This window comes from Methanoculleus taiwanensis (genome assembly GCF_004102725.1).
GTDB classification, from domain to species: Archaea; Halobacteriota; Methanomicrobia; order Methanomicrobiales; family Methanoculleaceae; genus Methanoculleus_A; species Methanoculleus_A taiwanensis.
Window position 1 is genome coordinate 854,318 of sequence record NZ_LHQS01000001.1, and the last position, 17,651, is coordinate 871,968.

Below are 17,651 nucleotides of genomic sequence, written 5' to 3' on the forward strand. Positions count from 1 at the left end.
AATAATTCTTCTTTTTTCCATTACTGGCGACGGATCCGGACTGATTCTGCGTGAGCGGCGAGCCCCTCGGCGTCGGCGATCGTCTCGACGAGATCCCCTATCGCCTCGAGCCCTTCACGCGAGATGACCTGCACCGACGAGGTCGTGCAGAAGTGGCGGACGTCGAGTCCCGAGTACTGACGGGCGTATCCGGCAGTCGGAAGAACGTGGTTTGTCCCCGAGGCGTAGTCGCCGCAGGCGACCGCTGCGTAGGGGCCGACGAAGATGGAACCTGCGTGCCGCACACGGGAGAGGACGGCGAGCGGGTCTGCCACCTGGATGGAGAGGTGTTCGGGCGCGATGCCGCTTGCAGCCTCGATCGCCTCGTCGAGGTCGCTGACGACGACGAACCCGGAGTTTTCGAGCGCTCTGGCAATGATCTCTTTACGCTCCGCTGCTCCCGCCATCCGCTCGACGGCGTGCCCGACGGCCTTGGCAACGCCGGCGTCGGTGGTGATGAGGACGCAGGCCGCCCGGGGGTCGTGCTCCGCCTGTGCCAGGATGTCGGCGGCGATGAACTCGGGGTTCGCCGTGCCGTCGGCGACGATCGCGATCTCGCTTGGACCTGCCGGGAAGTCGATCTCGGCCTCTTCGCGGAGGAGCATCTTCGCTGCGGTCACGTAGACGTTTCCGGGCCCGACGATCTTCTCGACCTTCGGGATGGTCTCGGTGCCGAGCGCCATCGCCGCGATCGCCTGTGCCCCGCCGACGCGGTAGATCTCCTCGACTCCGGCGATATCGAGCGCCACCAGGGTAATGGGGTTCGTCGGCGGTGGCGTGCAGCAGCAGATCTCGGATACGCCCGCAACCCGGGCGGGGACGGTGCACATCAGGGCGGTCGAGGGGTATGCGGCTCTCCCTCCCGGAACGTAGGCGCCGATCCGCCGGAGCGGCGAGACCTTCTGGCCGAGGATGATCCCGGGTTCGACCTCCCGGAGCCAGAGATCCTCCGGGCGCTGCATCTCGTGAAACTCCGTTATCCGTGCTTCCGCCTCGATCAGGCTCTCGACGAGCTGCGTGTCGACCTGTTCGTAGGCCTCCTCACGCTCTTCGTCGGTGACCGCGATCTCGGCAAGGTCGATGCCGTCGAACTTCTTCGTAAGGTCGTAGAGTGCCGCGTCTCCCTCCGCCCGTACTCTCCCGATGATCTCGGAGGCCGATCCCTTCGCCGCGTCGAGGCTCGAGCGCCGCCCGGCAATCCACGTATCGATATCCAGCGCCTTCCACATGGGAGAGATGGTTGTCAGGCCCTGATTATTACGGTTTCGATAGAGCGGCGTGCCGGGCACGACGGAACGGGAACGGCGGGATGGGGTGTGGAGCCGGGGCAGTTATCCGTTGTGCGAACTGTAGAAGAGACTCCTGGAGAATAGCGTGGAATACCGGTTTGTTAACCCGGTTATATCTACTCCATATTTATTTAACTTGTTTTATAATAATATTAATATACTATTGGTGGGGTAGTGGCAGACCCTATGACTCCGAAATCATGGATGCCCCGTGTGGGTATCGTGGCATTGCTGGTGCTGATCTGTTGCACGGCGTGGGCCTGCGCCCAGCCGGTCGGCACCGAACAGACATCCGAACCGGCGAATCCGGATGTCCTGCGAATTGCAACGACGACGAGCCTCTACGACACCGGGCTGCTCGACGAGCTCGAAGCTATGTACGAGAACATGAGCGGCGTCGACGTGCAGATCACCTCGACCGGCACCGGGCAGGCACTCGAACTTGGAGAGCGCTGCGATGTGGACGTCGTCCTCGTGCATGCACCATCGCTTGAACAGCAGTTCATCGATGAGGGCTACGGCGTCAACCAGCGCTGTTTTGCCTACAATAACTTCATCATCGTCGGGCCGCCGGACGATCCGGCAGGCATCATGAACATGACTCCCACCGAAGCGTTCCAGGCGATCTACCAGGCCGGCACGGGTGGGACCGAGGGCGTGCAGTTCGTGTCCCGTGGTGATGAATCCGGAACAAACACCCGGGAGATACAGATCTGGGAAGCCGCCGGATACAACTACACCGATGATATCCGGGACTCCGGCAATTGGTACCTTGAATCCGGAAGCGGGATGGGCGAGACGCTGACGCTCACCAACGAGAGAGGTGCCTACACACTCTCCGACATCGGAACGTTCCTCTCATTCCAGCAGGACCTCGATCTTGAGCAGCTCGTTACCGAAGGAGACGATCTCCTGAACCGCTACAGCGTCATGCAGGTGAACCCGGATACCTGCCCGAGCGTGAACTACCCCGAGGCGGTGAACTTCACGAACTGGCTCATCTCGAACGACACCAAACAGTTCATCGGTGAGTATGGCATGGAGGAGTTCGGTCAGCCGCTCTTCACGCCTCTGTATCCGCCGGAGTGCACAGAGCCGCCCTTCAACTGCACCTGTGCCGAGAATGTGACTGTATAAACGCTGTCCCCCTGTCAATGAATGCGGACCGATCCCGCCACCCGTGCCGCAAGGTGCGGGCGGCGGGTGTCGCCGCCCGTGGCCGTGACTCCATCTCCTTTGTCCGGAACGTAGCCGGTGCACGCTGTTTACGGCCTTCGCATCCCCTGGGAAGGTGGAATCTATGATCTCCGCAGGTACTGTCGTGAGCAGATCAGTAAGCTTCCTGCCGGCATAAAGGGGCAAGGAGATTATCTTAACCCTGACTAAAACTCTGCGGAAAGTTATATATACTGGGTCAATCTTCCCTGACAACTGCTATGAGGCCGAAACTGACGCTACTTATGGCCGGTATTGCCGTACTTGCTGTCATCGCTGCCATGTCTGCAGGATGCACCGGGACGGCGCCGGGAAACGAAACGCCGAACGCGACGACGAATGCGACACCTACCGGGACGGCAGGGGCCGCCGGCGGTGACATGACCCTCCGTATTGCCACGACGACGAGCCTTGAGAACACCGGGCTTCTCGCCGCACTTGAAGAGCAGTATGAGAACCTGACCGGTGTCGACCTGCAGATCACCGCACAGGGCACCGGGCAGGCGCTCGAACTCGGAGAGCGCTGTGATGTGGACGTCGTCCTCGTGCATGCCCCGCCGCTCGAAGAGGAGTTCATCGACGGAGGCTACGGTATCGATCACCGCTGTTTCGCCTATAATTTCTTCATCATTGTCGGGCCCGAGGATGATCCCGCCGGAATCCGGGGGGCACAGCCTGAAGAGGCCTTCCAGACGCTGTATCAACTCGGGACGAACAACACCGAAGGTGTAGCGTTCGTATCCCGTGGTGACAACTCCGGGACACACTCCCAGGAGAAGGCGATCTGGGAGGCTGCTGGATACAACTACACCGAGGATATCCAGAACTCCGGCACTTGGTACATCGAGGCCGGCAGGAGCATGGGCGAGACGCTGACGCTTGCCAACGAGGAGCAGGGTTACGTCCTGACCGACGAGGGGACGTATCTTTCGTTCCGGCAGAACCTCGATCTGGTGCCGATCGTCGAGCAGGGCGATGAGCTGCTGAACCGCTACAGTGTCATGGCAGTGAACCCGGATACCTGCCCGAGCGTGAACTATGCTGAGGCGGTGAACTTCATCAACTGGCTCACATCCGACGAGACGAAGCAGTTCATCGGTGAGTTCGGTGTCGAAGAGTTCGGTCAACCGCTCTTCACGCCGCTGTATGCACCGCAGTGCACGGAGCCGCCCTTCAACTGCACCTGTGCCGAAAACGTAACTGCGTAACAGCAGAAGGGGAGACCTCGGGGGCATAATGGCTGAGAGAGAAAATGCTTGCCGTACCGGTGAACCCTCATGGTAGATGGGATCACCGAGAGCACTATCGTGCAGGGATTCATCCAGGCGATCGAACTCATCGTATCGGGCAACCCCGAAGTGGTGGAGATCACGGTGCGGTCGCTCTATATCTCCCTCTCTGCAACCTTTTTCGCCGCCATAGTAGCGCTGCCGCTCGGGGCGCTCATCTACTTCAAGGAGTTCCGGGGCAAGCAGGCACTCGTCAACATTCTGCAGACACTCTTTGCGATGCCCACGGTTATTATCGGACTTTTCGTCTTTCTGATGCTCTCACGCTCGGGGCCGTTCGGATTTCTCAATCTTCTCTTCACTCCGGGAGGTATGATCGTTGCACAGACGATCCTGATCATCCCGCTCATCATGGGGCTTACCGTCTCGGCGCTCTCCAGCATCGACCGGGAGATGCGCTATACCATCATCTCGCTCGGCGCAAGCTCGCTCCAGTCGGTTCTGACGGTTCTCAAGGAGGCGCGGTTTGCCATCATCTCGGTCGTCCTCCTCGGGTTCGGGCGCGCTATCGCTGAGGTGGGGACGGTGATGATCGTCGGCGGCAACATCCGGGGGTTCACCCGCGTCCTGACGACGGCGATCGCCCTGAACACCTCGATGGGGAACTTCCCTTTCTCGATTGCGCTCGGGATCATCCTGCTTGTCGTAGCGCTCGGGGTGAACATCGTGCTGAGCGTGGTGCAGCGGAGGTGACGCCTGTGATAATCGAAGCACGTGATATTACAAAATCCTACGGCGACCAGCGCGTCTTAAACAACGTCAATCTCACCGTCAATGAGGGCGAGGTGCTCGGCATCATCGGCCCGAGCGGTTCCGGGAAGAGCACGTTTCTGCGTATCCTCGACCTGATAGAGGCACCGAACTCGGGGGAATTGCTGCTCTTCGGTGAAGACGTCCTTGCGAGGCGGAACCGGTGGATCGAACTCCGGCGCCGGATGGGGATGCTCTTCCAGAAACCGATCGTCTTCAACGCCAGTGTCTACGACAACGTCGCCATGGGCATGCGCTACCGCAGCGAGAGCAAGGCAGAGATCGACCGGAGGGTGAAGGAGACGCTGGAAGCTGTCGGCCTTTCCCGGTACATCAAAAGTTCCGCCCGTGACCTCTCCGGCGGCGAGCAGCAGCGGGTGGCCTTATCACGGGTGATCGTCACCGAACCGGAGATCCTCTTCCTCGACGAACCGACGGCAAACCTCGACCCGACCTCCACGGCCACCATCGAGGAGATGGTGCTCCGGCTGAACCGGGAGGTCGGAACCACAGTCGTCATAAACACCCATGATATGCTCCAGGGTCAGCGGCTCTCGCAGCGGGTCGGGGTGATGATCGCGGGCAGGATCATGCAGGTTGGAAGGCCGAAAGAGATCTTCAACAATCCAGAGAACCTCCAGATCGCGCGTTTCGTGGGCGTCGACAACATCCTCTCCGGCAGGATTGTCCCGGGCGGTCAGGGCGATCTTACGGTGGTCGAGGTGCAGGGCAACCGGCTTGAGGTTGCCGAGCAGCCACCGGTCGGGAAGGGTGCCGGGGTGCGGGTCGTCTTCCGGGGAGAGGATGTCACGATAGGGGTCGGGAAACCAGCCACGACAAGTGCCAGAAACGTCTTTTCCGGCGCCATTACGGGTATCGAATCGACCGCGCCGTTCGTCGGCGTGACGGTTGACTGCGGATTTTCGGTCACAGCGCTCGTGACCGCCCGATCTGCGGATTCTATGGACCTCGAGGCAGGAAAGGAGGTCTGGGTCTCCTTCAAGGCCAGTGCCATGCACCTCATCGCGGAGGAGCCGGGTACCGGTGATGAGGGAAAAGTATCATGACGATACATGTAGATCTATCACCTGGAGCATGGTTATGAGTCCAAGACGAGAGATGGAGTCGAAGCTGAAAGGAGAATCGCTGGTGAGGCACGGGTTGATGCGGCGGTATGAGGGGCGGCCGCAGCTCCGGATAGCTCCCGAGCTCAACGTCGTCAAGATCGGCGGGCATGGCATCATCGACTACGGCGCAGATGTGGTACGGCCGCTTGCCGACGAGATCGGGGAGCTCTCGAAGACATACAAGATGCTCATCGTCACGGGCGGCGGCGTGCGGGTGCGGCATATCCTCGATCTCGGTCTTGACCTCGGGATGCCGACGGGTGTCCTTGCGGAGCTGACCAGCAAGATCAGCGAGCAGAACGCGATCATGATGGCGGTGCTGCTCTCGCAGTACGGCGGCATGCGGATTCACACCGCCGATCTTTTGGATATTCCGATGCTGCTACGGATGGGGATGCTGCCGGTGACCCACGGGACGCCGCCCTACGGGCTCTACGAGTACCCCCCCGATATCGGGATGATCCCGCCGCACCGCACCGATACCGGAGCGCTCCTCGCGGCAGAGGTGGTCGGGGCGAAACGCTGCATCCTCGTCAAGAACGTCGACGGCCTCTACACGGAGAATCCCTTTGTCAACTCCGATGCGGAGCTTATCAGGGATATCCCGGCGCGGGAACTTCTCGATATGCAGATGGAGGATCTCGTCCTCGAGGAGAAGGTCGTCGAGCTGCTGCTCCATACCAGGAACGTGAAGCAAGTGCAGATCATCAACGGGCACAAGCCCGGCCTGCTGACGGCAGCGCTCCATGGGGAGAATGTCGGGACGATCATCCGGGCGTAACGCTCCGGAGAGTGGCGGTAGGTTGGACTCTCCCCCCCCTCTTGTAGGTAATCTTTACTCGTTACTACCTGCCTAAAAGTATATTTCGGTAAAATAACCTCATTAACTCAGGGCGAATATAGAAGCTATATATTAATGCCCGTTCATGATTTTCTCATGAAAAATATGCGCATATGTGCAATTCTTCTCCTATGCTTCTGCGCTGCTGTCATGATCTGCGGTTGCACCGGGACATCATCCGAACAGACCTCCCCCGAACAGGGAGCAACCACCGCTACAGCGACTCCTGCAGAGAAGATCCAGGTCAAGGTCTTCCATGCCGGGAGCCTCACCGGGCCGTTTGAGAAACTGAAAGCAGCATTCGAAGCGGAGTTCCCGAACACCGAAGTGCTCCTCGAACCTGCAGGAAGCGTCGACACCATCAAGAAGGTGACGGAGAACGGCAAGCCCGCCGATGTCGTTGCATCCGCCGATTACGCACTCATCCCGAAGATGATGGTGCCCGATCACGCCGACTGGTATCTCACCTTCGCCAAGAACACGATGGTGCTCACCTACACGAACGACAGCAAGTATGCGGATGAGATCACCGCAGAGAACTGGTATGACGTCCTTGACCGCGAGGGTGTCAGGTGGGCGTTCTCCGACCCGAACTCCGATCCCTGCGGCTACCGCACGCCGATGGTGATCCAGCTCGCCGAGGCTCACTACAACAACGACCAGATCTTTGAGACTCTCCTTGGTGAGCACAGCGATATCACCGTCACCGAAGAGAACGGCACCTACACCATCCACGCTACCGAACCGAACCCCGACAGTACGACCCTGACCATCCGGCCGAAGAGCGTCGAGCTCGTGCAGATGGTGCAGTCCGGCGGCCTCGACTACGCCTGGGAGTACCGGAGCGTTGCGGTGCAGAACGACCTCGAGTTCATCGAGCTTCCGGCAGCAATCGATCTCTCTGACATCGAGTATGCCGACACGTATGCAACCGTTCAGATCGAGTGCAAGAAAGGCGACGGGACGACCATCTATGTGGGCGCTCCCATCGTCTACGGTGTGACCGTCCCCGAGATCGCCGAGCACCCCGAGATGGGTGTTGCGTTTGTCAAGATGCTGATTGGCCCCACCGGACAGGCGATCCTGACCGAAGACGGACAGCCCCCGATCGTTCCGGCCGGCGGCTATGGCAGCATACCTGCGGAGCTCACCTCCCTGGTTGCCATGAAGGCCTAAAATCCCCCCTTTTTATCACCACAGAGGACGTTTTTACTGATGAAGATGGCAACACTCCTGAAAGACCTCTTTTCACCCGGCGAGAGCCTGTCTGCCGTATGGCCCCAACGCAGGATCGACTGGTGCATCCTCGGGTTCTGTCTCCTCGGGTCGGTTATCGTCGGCATCACGGTGCTTGCGCTTGCAAATATCTCGATCACTGAACTTGCCGACCCGGGGCACCTCTTTGAGGTGGCGACGAGTTCTGCGGTGGTCGGTTCGCTCCTCCTGACCTTCGGTGCCGGTTTCAATGCCGTGCTGCTGCTCATCCTCTTCGGCACGCCGCTCGCCTACGTGCTCGCGCGGTCGCAGCCTTCGCGCACAAAAGAGATGGTGGAGAGCATTGTCGATATCCCGCTCATCCTTCCCCACACCGTCGCAGGTCTCCTCGTCTACCTCCTCTTCATGCGAAGAGGATGGCTTGGAGCACCGCTCTCGGAGGTCGGGATCGCCTTTGAGGACGCCTACCCCGGGACGGTCGTTGCGATGCTCTTTGTGGCATCCCCGTTCTACATCAACACGATGCGGGAGGGATTTTTGAAAGTGCCGGTGCACCTCGAGAACGTTGCCCGGACACTCGGGGCGACGAGATTCCAGACCTTCTCTCAGGTGACACTGCCCTTAAGTTTCCGGCATATGTACAACGGTGCGCTCCTTGCCTGGGGGCGGGCTATCGGCGAGTTTGCGGGTGTCATCATGATCGCCTACTATCCCTTCATCGTCTCGACGCTGATCTACTACGCATTCACGACGGACGGCATCAGGACGAGCAGGAGCATCGCGTTCACCGTCATCATCGTCAGCTTTGTTGTTTTCCTGCTGCTGCGGCGCCTGACGCGCTACGTGGGGAGGTACGATGATCGAGTTTGACCGAGTATCGCTGACGCTCGGGCAGTTCGCTCTGAAAGATATCAGCCTGACGATCAACGAGGGGGATTACTACTTCATCGTCGGGCCTTCCGGGGCAGGAAAGACAGTGATGCTCGAGGCGATCGCCGGGCTCCACCTGCCGGGGCAGGGGCGCGTGCTCCTCCGGGGTGAGGATATCACCGCTACGCCGCCGGAAAAGCGGCGCATCGGGCTTGTATATCAGGATTACTCGCTCTTCCCGCACATGACCGTCACCGGCAACATCGCTTTCGGACTGCGTCTTCAGGGGTATTCGAAGGAGGAGATCTCCCGTGAGGTGGACGACCTTCTGCAGCGGTTCGGCATCGAACATCTGGCGGATCGCTACCCGCTGACACTCTCCGGCGGCGAGCAGCAGCGGGTAGCGCTTGCCCGCTCCATTGCGGTGAAGCCTGATATTCTGCTGCTCGACGAACCGCTCTCGGCGCTCGATCCGGTCACGCGGGAGAAGTTCATGCAGGACCTTGCGGCTCTTCACCGCGAGCAGCACCTGACGATCGTCCAGGTGAGCCATGAGCGGAGCGAAGCGCGGCGCCTCGGCACCCGGATGGCGGTCATCATCGACGGCAGGCTCGCCGCCGAGGATCGGGTCAGCGCGGTGCTGAACACTCCCGATCGCCCGGACGTCGCCAGGTTCGTCGGAATAGAGAACGTCCTCGAGGGCAGTGTGGTTGAGAGCACCGGCGGCCTTGCCGTTATCGATGTATCGGGCATCCGGTTTGAAGCGGTGACGGATGCCCGACCCGGGACCTGCGTCTGCCTCTGCGTCAGAGGTCAGGACATCGGCATCGCGCTTTCAGGCAGCCACGCATCAAGCGCCCGGAATGTCTTCTCCGGAACGGTGACCGGACTTGTCGGCAACGGGCCGCTCGTCGATGTCAGGGTTGATTGCGGTGTGGCAGTGACTGCTCTCCTGACCGAGAAGTCGGTCGACGACCTCGGATTAAAACCCGGATCTGCGGTTGTTGTGCTCATCAAGGCAAGCGCTATCCATGTGATCGCCAGAGACTCCGACCTGAAGGTCTGATCATTCAGAGACGGTGCTGTCTTCGCCTTCGATATCCGGGCTGTGCAGCTCTACGGGCGAAAGCCTGCCGCGCATGGTCTGATCCGGGCTTATCTCCATTCTCTTGAGGAGTTCGGTGAACATCCCCTCACCCAGGATCTCCTCCGCTGCATCGGTGTATCCCTCTTCAATCATCCGGAGTATGCGGGAGGTGCCTTTCGGCGTGGTGGAGATCCCGATCCGTTCCATTCTGCGGATAAGTCCGTCCTGCTCCATCCCATCGAAGGTCGGGAGGACATAGTAGTGCGGAACCTGGAGGAATTCGGCGAGCTTCCGGGTCGTGGGGAGGCGCATCGAGACGCCGCCCGGTGCTATACTGATGGTCACGCGGCGATCCACGAAGAGGAGGATTTGTACTGCTGCATCGAAGAGCTCGTTCTGGTCGGGCATGGTCTTGCTCACAAAAAGGTGTAGATTTTTGTACGGTGGGAGGGGGTTACACTGCTGCTGCCGCTCTCATCTCGCCCCGCTCTTCCTCGGGCATCTCTTCGAGGTAGACGACCTCCGCGCCGACATCTTTTGCGATCTGCTCGAGTTCGGTCTTCCTGAAGTGCACGCTCTCAATTTTGAAATGCATTTCATCGCCTTTTTCGCCGGTGACGGCAACGACGCGGAACCGCGGCTGCTTTACACCGGTTCCAACCTTCTGGCGCTCACGTACGTAGATCTTCATGGTCTTTTCACCTCTGAAACAGTTGGTATACCACCTGGTATAAGTTCTGGCTATTTAATACTTTCCCAGGATCCTGCCTGTGCCCGCTGATCTCAACTCCTTATATCTGTGGCTGTAATGCAGAAATACGGTGAATTTGCAGTAATTTCAAGCACCGGGGGATTGCCTGCGCTTCATTTAGTTAATCGGGTTACATTAACTCAGGAAGGCTTCTTCACGTAAAAGAGCTGATGATAGAGGAAGACAGAGGGTATCCTCCGGAGCAGAGACCATGACCGTATACCTCGGCATCGACGACACCGACACCCCCGAATCCCGTGGAACCGGGCGGCTTGCCCGTATGATTGCGACAGAACTCTCCGGGATCTGCCGGATCTCCGGCGTGACCCGGCATCAGCTCTACGTCCACGACGACATTCCGTATACGTCGCACAATAGCTGCGCCGTCCTCCATATCGAGGAGGTAGAGAACGGATCCGTCCGGGAGATCTTCACCGCTGCCCGCGAGCTGATCCTCGCAGACTTTATTGAAGGGAGCGACCCCGGTATCTGCATCGCTCCGGAGAACCAGGTACCCGACCATCTGCTCTCGTTTGGGCTGCGGGCAAAGAGCAGCGTGGTGACACAGGACGAGGCGCGCCACCTCGCCCGGCAGGCAGGCATTACGCTTGAAGGGCTCGGCGGCACGAACGGCGGCATCATCGGAGCTCTCGCCGGGGTCGGTCTCGCCGCCTCCCGGAACGATGGGAGGTTCGTTGTCCGCGGATGCACGCGAGACCTCAAAGGCTGCCAGACCGTTGCGACGCTCCTTGGCGGCGGCGTCGACAGCGTCATGACCGCCGATGGGATACACGTCACCGAGGGTGTCGTCGAGATCCGCAAGTTCCCAAAACCGGCCCTCCGGCAGGGGCGGGCGGTGCTCTTCGTCGAGGATGCCGGCGGCGTCTACCGCGATCTTGTGGTCGGGTAGCCGACTCACCTCTTCACCCTGAATCCAGAACAGTTCTGCCTTCTTTTTTGATTGTAAATGAGGTTTCGGGAGTCGGATTCCGGCCTCATCCGAGCGGCTGCGGCCACCCGTCCCTGCCTTTCTCGAAGGCCTCCAGCATGAAGGCAACGAACGAGGCGGCCTTCTCCGGATGCTCCGCCGTCGCCGGGACGGTCAGGGCATAGACGATGGGCGCTCCCGTTCTGAGGCTCCCGATGGAGCCGAACCGCTGAAATCCGAGCTGCACCGTCACGTTCCGGTAGGTATCCGTATAGGCGGCGCTCGAGAGATCGATCTCCGGCGGGAGGTTGATCGAGGAAAGGCCGTGGGCGTCGGCCACGCTCCGGTACTCGAAGGCGTAATCGATACCGCCAGCGTCGAGGAGCGAGAGGAGGTAGATGGATCCGTCCCGGATCTGCACCTTCCCGTCCGATGGCCGCAGCACCTCGGGGAGCGTGATCGCGACAGTTCCGCCCGACCGGTTCACGGCCGGCCGGGGATCGAGGTGATCGCCGATGATTGCGTCAAAGAGCGCCCTGTTCCCGTAATGTTCTTCGGCGAGTGCCGTCACCATCAGCGCCCGGTAGCCGCACGCGTCGAGCATCGGATTGGAAAATCCCACCCTGACATCCGGCCGGGCGAGAATGGTATACCAGTTCTCGCGTGTGATCTCATCGGCATACAGGCTCTTTTCGGTGTAGGCGATCACCATCTCATTCGTTGCGAACGGCGTGCAGGTATCGGTATAATTACCGCTCCCGTCTTCCATCGGGCGGAACATCATATCCGGTATCAGCGATGCATCCGCCACCGCCACGACGTCGACAGCCCGGTGCAGATCGGTGACCTGCCTGACCGCCTGGATGCTCCCGTGTCCCTCGACCCGAACGTCGACGCCGGGATGCAGGTCTTCGTAAGCCGCCTCGATCTCCTCCAGGGGGCCGAGCAGGCTGCCTGCCGGTACGACGCGGAGTTCCGTGACCCTCTCCTCTCCCATGCAGCCTGCCGTCAGAACCAGCAGGACGGCACAGAGCATGAGCAGCACTGTCTTCATCCGCTACCGCCGGTGCACCTCGACCCGGTCGACCCACTTCACCCATGAACTCCCCTCGGTGATGACGTCGGGGCTCTCGGTGATGATGACGATCCGTAAGGGTCCGCCCTCCTCGTAGGTGAGCGGTCTGCCATCCTGCTCGTAGGCCAGAATAACCCTGAGAGGCGGCGCCGGGATCTCGCGGAGGTTCTCATCGAAGGTAAAGAACCCTTTTCCTCGCACCTGATCGGTATCAAAGACCCAGAGATACCCGTCTTCGGCGGAGACATAGACGAGGTCATTCTCGTCCACCCCGCCCGCCATCAGAGCGAGATCGGCGACGAGCACCCCCCGGTACCGGTTCGGCCCGAAGGTGATCCCGACGGTGGAGACTGCATACCCGTATCCCTCTTCGGCGGGCAGTGCCCGGAGCTCGGCGAGCGTGAGCACCTCTTCGGTATCGCCGGCAACCGTGAGGTTCCAGGCTATCTGCTCCCCGGTTCCGCTTTCGCTTGCTCCCATGCACCCGCAGATGCAGACGGCGGCGGCGAGCAGGAGGATAGATACAATGCGCAGCACCTGCCGTCACCTCCTGCCGAGGAAGAGACCCGCTGCGCCGATCGCCAGGAGTGCCGGCAGCAGCGAGAGGGGTGTCTCGACGTTCCCGGCAGTGGTCGCATCGGCAGAGGCTGTGGTGCCCTGGAGCGACTTGACGAGCGCACTTCGCTCACCCTGGTAGCCGCCCTCGTAGACCCTGACCTCGTCCACCCACTTCACCGACAGGCCGCTCGTGGAGGGGAGCAGGTCATAGAAGTGCTGCGCGGCCTCCGGCAGCGTCTCGTACATATCCTGGTTGCCGTAGACGTGCAGGCCTTCCGCATTCGTCGAGTTGTCGGCGAAGAACGTAAGCCGCATGCCGTTGTAGAACTCCGGGACGTAGCCGGTGCCCTGGCGCTCGCCCGCTCCCGTCTCGTCGCCGTTGTACCAGGTGATCCCGATCGGCCCCTGCCGGGGATCGGGCTCATAGACGTTTTCGTAGACGAACTCGACGTGGTAGCCGTCGGCGGCCTTCACCATCACTTCGTCGCCGGGCTCTGCGCCGCCGACCAGTTCGGCGAGATCGCGGATGTCGGTGCCCTTCACGGCACCCCGATCCTTAAAATTCGCCGTCTCGTTCGGATCCCACTTATCCCCTTCGAAGATGGGCCCCTGGTGGTAGTAGTGGGTCACGCCGTCCCCGAGCACCGGGAGGTTCTTCTCCATCCAGCGGTAGTCCACTGTCGTTTCGTTCAGGATCGTCGTTCCGTCGCCCGCAATCTTCACCACGTGAAGTTCGGTAGTGGGCGCTGCCGCCGCCGCACCCGCCGCTGCCAGCAGGAGCAGGGCGACCGCGAGCAGTCGTGTCGGTAGTGATGCCATAATTGTGTCAGTCTCCAGTATCTGTTCGTCTTTACTTTGTTACGCCTCTTCGAGCGCCACAGTGCACCCGGCCGTCGCCCCCGGCGTCACGACGACATTTTCGATAGTCCTGCTCTCCGTCTCGCCGACGACCTTCACCGCGTACGTGCCAATCCGCATCCCCGGAAAGGTGTGCGGGGTCGTCTCCCCGGTATAGCGGCCGTAGAGGTAGATCTTCGCCCCCGGTGGGGTACTGTTCACGCTGAGCGAGCCGCAAGGGTATTCGGTCAGGCTCGATCGGATCGTCCCTGCCGCTCCTGCCGGGGCACCCTGCGGGATCGTGATCCCGCCTTCTGCCGGGAGGTATCCGGGCAGCGAGAGGGTGATTGTGTGCCTCCCTGAAGATAGGTCGCGGGCGACGGCGGGCGTCCGGAGGCCGGTGGGGTATCCGTCGACAAAGATTAGCGCTCCCGGCGGGTTGGAGACGACCGTGACGGCGTACGTCTCCTCCGCCCCGGGCATTGCGGCGAACCGCCCCCCGTCCGAGATGGTGTCGGGCAGCGTGATCGAGCGGTAGGTCGTATTCTCGCGGATGGTGATCCAGGCTCCACCGCCGTCGATATCGACCGTCGCCGGCAGGGTATACGCCGGGTACGCTCCGTTGACGGTGAACGCCGCCCCGGCAAGGTCGGAGCTTTCGACGGTGATCGTCCGGAGGTGCCGGTTCTGGATACCGTCGATACGGACGGGGGTGACGGCGTCGGGATAGACCCACACCCGGTGCGTCCCGTAGTCGACGCCGGTATCTGCGGCATCGATGCTGCTCGCGGATTCGTACTCGAGGGCGATGGTGTGGAGCCCTTCGCGGAGCCCGTATACCACGAATGGGGTGTTCCGATCGATCCGCGTGTTGTCGACGGTGATCGCCGCACCCTGCGGGAAGGAGTCGATGAAGAGTCCGCCGGAGCGGTTCGCACGAACCGGTTCGGGCGTCACGGCCGGTGCTGCTGCCGGGGTCTCCGGCAGTCTGCTCTTCACGGCAGGTTCCGGCAGGTCTTCGGGCGTCCCGGCCGGAGGTTCGGTTTCATCCGTCCCTCCGGTGATGAGTGAAGCGATGAATCGGAAGAGCGCGAAGAGCGGATCGAAAAGCCCTGGCGAGGCCGGGGCCGGCGTCGCGGTCGGTGTGGGAGAGGTCGTCGCCGTGGCCGCAGGCGCCGTCGCGGTAGCCGGGACGGTTACGGTGAGCGATGTCGTCGGCAGGGGTTTTGACCCGTTCTGCGACATGAGGACCAGATCGACGGGGGTCGTCTCATCCGCCTCGATGGTAACTGTCGTGGTGCCGTTCTCATACCCGTCCCTGACGAGGGTGATGGTGTGCTCCCCGACCGAAACCCCCTTGAGGGTCGTATCGGTCACGTTCCCGGTCTCGTTCCCGTCGAGGATGATCCCCGCTCCCGTGGGCAGGGAGGAGACGGCGATGCTCCCCTGTAGCGGGAGAAGGGCGAAGGTAATCTGCCCGGTCTCAAGCGCTTTTACCGTGACCCACTGTTCCGGATCTGCAGCGTAGCCATCCTTCTCCACCCAGATGGAGTGCGATCCGACCGCAAGGTCGCGGATCGTGCAGGGGGTAAGAAGGCCGGTGTTCTCGTCGTCGAGATAGACGAGCGCCCCCGCAGGGTTTGACTCGACCTCAAGCGCTCCGGTCGCCTCCTCCTCGCTGAAGATCGCGACCTCACTGACATACTGTGCGGACAAGCCCGTCGTTGTCGGCACATTGGGTTGGAAGAAGTACCAGTACTCAGAATCGAAACATTCCTGCATATCGGCGACGCCGAAGGCGTGGAGACCGTCGGGGTTGACGGAGGTGTCCGCAAAGAAGACGAGCCGCATCCCCTCCCGGTAGTCGGGAACGTACCCCTCGTCGGCACGGTACCAGGTAATGACCATCGGTCCCTGCCTCGATTCGGGTTCGTAGACGTTCCGGTAGGGGAAGGTCTTTGAAAATCCGTCGGATGCCTTCACCCTGACGGTCTCGCCCTCCGCCATCCCGCCGACGAGGTCGCAGAGATCGGCGAGGTCGGTTCCCTTCACCGCGCCCATGTCCTTCTCTTTGACGTTGGTATCCTCTGCAGGGTTCCAGGGGTCGCCGGAGAATACCGGCCCCTGGTGGTAGTAGTGCGTCTCCCCGTCCCCGAGGACGGGCAGGTTCTCCTCCATCCACCGGTAGTCGACGGCCGTCTCGGCAAGGACGGTTGCCCCGTCGGCGGCGTAGCGCACGACATGCACCTCCGTCGTTGCGGCGCCGGCGCTCCCCGGGATGAGGATGCAGAGGAGCAGCAGCACACTGGCCGAAAGCCGGAACAGAGCATGTATCCGCATGGGGGGGATCACCGGCGTCCTGCTGAAGCATTCTGAAAAAGAGGCATGGGAGATTATCTCCTGCGGAGGAGGAAGAACAGCCCGAGCGCGAGCACCGGTACCCAGGTTGGGACGGGGATCGGCAGCGGGAACCACGATCCGCCGGAAGCGGCCGTCGTCGTCGGTACCGCCGTTACGCCCGCAGCGGTCTCTTTCGGCGAGGTGGTCGGGGCGGCTGTCGGTTCACCGGCGGCGGGTGTGCTCACCGGCGTGGCGACGGTCGCTTCGGGGTTGTAGTCAAAGCTCGATTTGGCAGTTGAACCTCCGCTGCTGCTTCCCGAACCTCCCGAGCTCGGCGGTGTCGTCGGCGTGGGGCTGACCGTGGACGTCCCGATGAGGGCGAAGATCGAGAGGCCGTTTGGTGATGCGGCCTCGAAGACGTAGTTGCCGGAAGCATCGGTGCCGATGAGCGTCGTCGCAAGAGCGCTTGTGGTGCCGTCATCGGCTCTGCGCATGATCACGACCTTCTCCGTCCCGCCGACCGCCGTTACCCAGGCAGGACTGACGGCCATTCTGATTGTCGCGGCCGTGATGACGCCGCCGTCACCGGCGTTCGCGATGTTGCTCTTCTGGATGTTCATGACGTATGCGATATCCGTGATACCGCTTCCGGACTGCTGGGCGGTGAGGAGGAACGCACTCTGCGCCGCAGGGTCGGGCTCTCGTGCTATCGTCGTCGTAAGCCGTGCATCGGACGGCGGCAGTTCGCTCATGTTGAGTGCGATCTCTGCCGCCGCCGTCCCGACAGTGGCATCGACATTCGCCGTCACGGGACTGCTCCGTGCGGTCACTCCGGTGACGGTTCCGGTGACGGTCGTCTCCCCGACCGCGGGCTCGCTCCCGGTCTCGATGACGATCTCTTCCCAGCCGCCGCCCACATCCTGCATCACGATTTTGTTGCCGCTGGTTGTGACGTTGGCTGTAGTTCCCTGCCGGTCGATCGTCACCTGCTGCGCACCGCCTGCCGTATTCGTCTGAATGCCGCCGGGGGCGAAGGAGCAGTCGCCCGATCCGATCGGGGTCTCTGCATCGTCGCCACCGCTCCCGGTGGCGAATGTCAGATCGAGCATGCGGGCGTCACCGGATACGTAAGTGATCTCCTGGGCAGCCTGGTCGCCGCCGATCCAGAATGTAACCGTTGGCGCGTCGGATGCGACGAGATCGAACTCCGTAGCCCGTACGATGAGGCGGTTTGCAAAGGTGCCGGGCTCGGTGAGGGCGAAACGCCCGCGTTCGTTCCAGTTGATCTTGGCGACGATGACGGTGCCTGCCGGAGCATCGGCGCCGTCGATGGCGGCGGTTCCCGAGTACTGTGCAGGAAGGACCGGCATCGGTTCGGCTGCCGCCGCTCCTGCCAGCAGGAGCAAAAGAAATAGTGTGATGATTGGTCTCGCATCCATG

Annotated in this window: 17 protein-coding genes; 9 read left to right on the forward strand and 8 right to left on the reverse strand. The window is 61.4% G+C overall.

What is annotated here, in order from left to right; genetic code table 11:
- Positions 1-20 precede the first annotated feature (20 nt).
- Positions 21-1,268, reverse strand: a complete 1,248-nt coding sequence (gene hisD, locus ABH15_RS04365) for a histidinol dehydrogenase (RefSeq protein ID WP_128693126.1) — start codon at positions 1,266-1,268, stop codon at positions 21-23.
- 246 nt (positions 1,269-1,514) lie between these two features.
- Between hisD and ABH15_RS04370 the strand changes: the two genes are divergently transcribed.
- The 8 genes from ABH15_RS04370 to ABH15_RS04405 all read left to right on the forward strand — a co-directional run bounded on the left by ABH15_RS04370 (position 1,515) and on the right by ABH15_RS04405 (position 9,701).
- A complete protein-coding gene (locus ABH15_RS04370) occupies positions 1,515-2,465 on the forward strand; it encodes a substrate-binding domain-containing protein (protein WP_241647999.1) in 951 nt (316 codons plus the stop codon).
- A 299-nt stretch (positions 2,466-2,764) separates the two neighbouring features.
- Positions 2,765-3,751: a substrate-binding domain-containing protein gene (locus ABH15_RS04375; RefSeq protein ID WP_128693127.1), complete on the forward strand. Its 987-nt coding sequence runs from the start codon at positions 2,765-2,767 to the stop codon at positions 3,749-3,751.
- 69 nt (positions 3,752-3,820) lie between these two features.
- Complete coding sequence (locus ABH15_RS04380; RefSeq protein WP_128693128.1) at positions 3,821-4,525, forward strand: ABC transporter permease; 705 nt, start codon at positions 3,821-3,823, stop codon at positions 4,523-4,525.
- Between the two features lie 5 nt (positions 4,526-4,530).
- Positions 4,531-5,649 (forward strand): ABC transporter ATP-binding protein, encoded by a 1,119-nt coding sequence (locus ABH15_RS04385; RefSeq protein WP_128693129.1) that lies wholly within the window; start codon positions 4,531-4,533, stop codon positions 5,647-5,649.
- A 34-nt stretch (positions 5,650-5,683) separates the two neighbouring features.
- Positions 5,684-6,490, forward strand: a complete 807-nt coding sequence (locus ABH15_RS04390; RefSeq protein ID WP_128693130.1) for an amino acid kinase family protein — start codon at positions 5,684-5,686, stop codon at positions 6,488-6,490.
- Positions 6,491-6,646: 156 nt separating this feature from the next.
- Complete coding sequence (gene wtpA / locus ABH15_RS04395; RefSeq protein WP_206633416.1) at positions 6,647-7,726, forward strand: tungstate ABC transporter substrate-binding protein WtpA; 1,080 nt, start codon at positions 6,647-6,649, stop codon at positions 7,724-7,726.
- A 39-nt stretch (positions 7,727-7,765) separates the two neighbouring features.
- Positions 7,766-8,635: an ABC transporter permease gene (locus ABH15_RS04400; protein ID WP_241648000.1), complete on the forward strand. Its 870-nt coding sequence runs from the start codon at positions 7,766-7,768 to the stop codon at positions 8,633-8,635.
- Positions 8,622-9,701, forward strand: coding sequence for an ATP-binding cassette domain-containing protein (locus ABH15_RS04405; protein ID WP_128693131.1), 1,080 nt, complete (start codon positions 8,622-8,624; stop codon positions 9,699-9,701). Before ABH15_RS04400 ends, ABH15_RS04405 begins: the two co-directional genes overlap by 14 nt.
- Here ABH15_RS04405 and ABH15_RS04410 read toward each other — a convergent pair whose 3' ends face one another.
- Both ABH15_RS04410 and ABH15_RS04415 read right to left on the reverse strand, forming a co-directional pair.
- On the reverse strand, positions 9,702-10,130 hold the full coding sequence (locus ABH15_RS04410) for a hypothetical protein (protein ID WP_174719410.1): 429 nt from the start codon (positions 10,128-10,130) through the stop codon (positions 9,702-9,704).
- Positions 10,131-10,176: 46 nt separating this feature from the next.
- On the reverse strand, positions 10,177-10,413 hold the full coding sequence (locus ABH15_RS04415; protein ID WP_128693132.1) for a hypothetical protein: 237 nt from the start codon (positions 10,411-10,413) through the stop codon (positions 10,177-10,179).
- A 271-nt stretch (positions 10,414-10,684) separates the two neighbouring features.
- On the opposite strand from ABH15_RS04415, the gene ABH15_RS04420 reads away from it, so the two are divergent.
- Positions 10,685-11,383 (forward strand): ABC transporter substrate-binding protein, encoded by a 699-nt coding sequence (locus tag ABH15_RS04420; protein ID WP_128693133.1) that lies wholly within the window; start codon positions 10,685-10,687, stop codon positions 11,381-11,383.
- Between the two features lie 85 nt (positions 11,384-11,468).
- Here the strand turns inward: ABH15_RS04420 and wtpA (ABH15_RS04425) are convergent, their stop codons facing one another.
- The 5 genes from wtpA (ABH15_RS04425) to ABH15_RS04445 are packed head-to-tail and all read right to left on the reverse strand — an operon-like array spanning position 11,469 to position 17,650.
- Positions 11,469-12,455 (reverse strand): tungstate ABC transporter substrate-binding protein WtpA, encoded by a 987-nt coding sequence (gene wtpA / locus ABH15_RS04425; RefSeq protein ID WP_128693134.1) that lies wholly within the window; start codon positions 12,453-12,455, stop codon positions 11,469-11,471.
- Positions 12,456-12,458: 3 nt separating this feature from the next.
- A complete protein-coding gene (locus ABH15_RS04430; protein WP_241648001.1) occupies positions 12,459-13,013 on the reverse strand; it encodes a molybdopterin-dependent oxidoreductase in 555 nt (184 codons plus the stop codon).
- Between the two features lie 6 nt (positions 13,014-13,019).
- Positions 13,020-13,853, reverse strand: a complete 834-nt coding sequence (locus ABH15_RS04435; RefSeq protein WP_128693135.1) for an argininosuccinate synthase — start codon at positions 13,851-13,853, stop codon at positions 13,020-13,022.
- 39 nt (positions 13,854-13,892) lie between these two features.
- Positions 13,893-16,211: a PEGA domain-containing protein gene (locus ABH15_RS04440; RefSeq protein ID WP_128693136.1), complete on the reverse strand. Its 2,319-nt coding sequence runs from the start codon at positions 16,209-16,211 to the stop codon at positions 13,893-13,895.
- Positions 16,212-16,264: 53 nt separating this feature from the next.
- Positions 16,265-17,650: a hypothetical protein gene (locus ABH15_RS04445; protein ID WP_128693137.1), complete on the reverse strand. Its 1,386-nt coding sequence runs from the start codon at positions 17,648-17,650 to the stop codon at positions 16,265-16,267.
- Position 17,651: the final 1 nt, after the last annotated feature.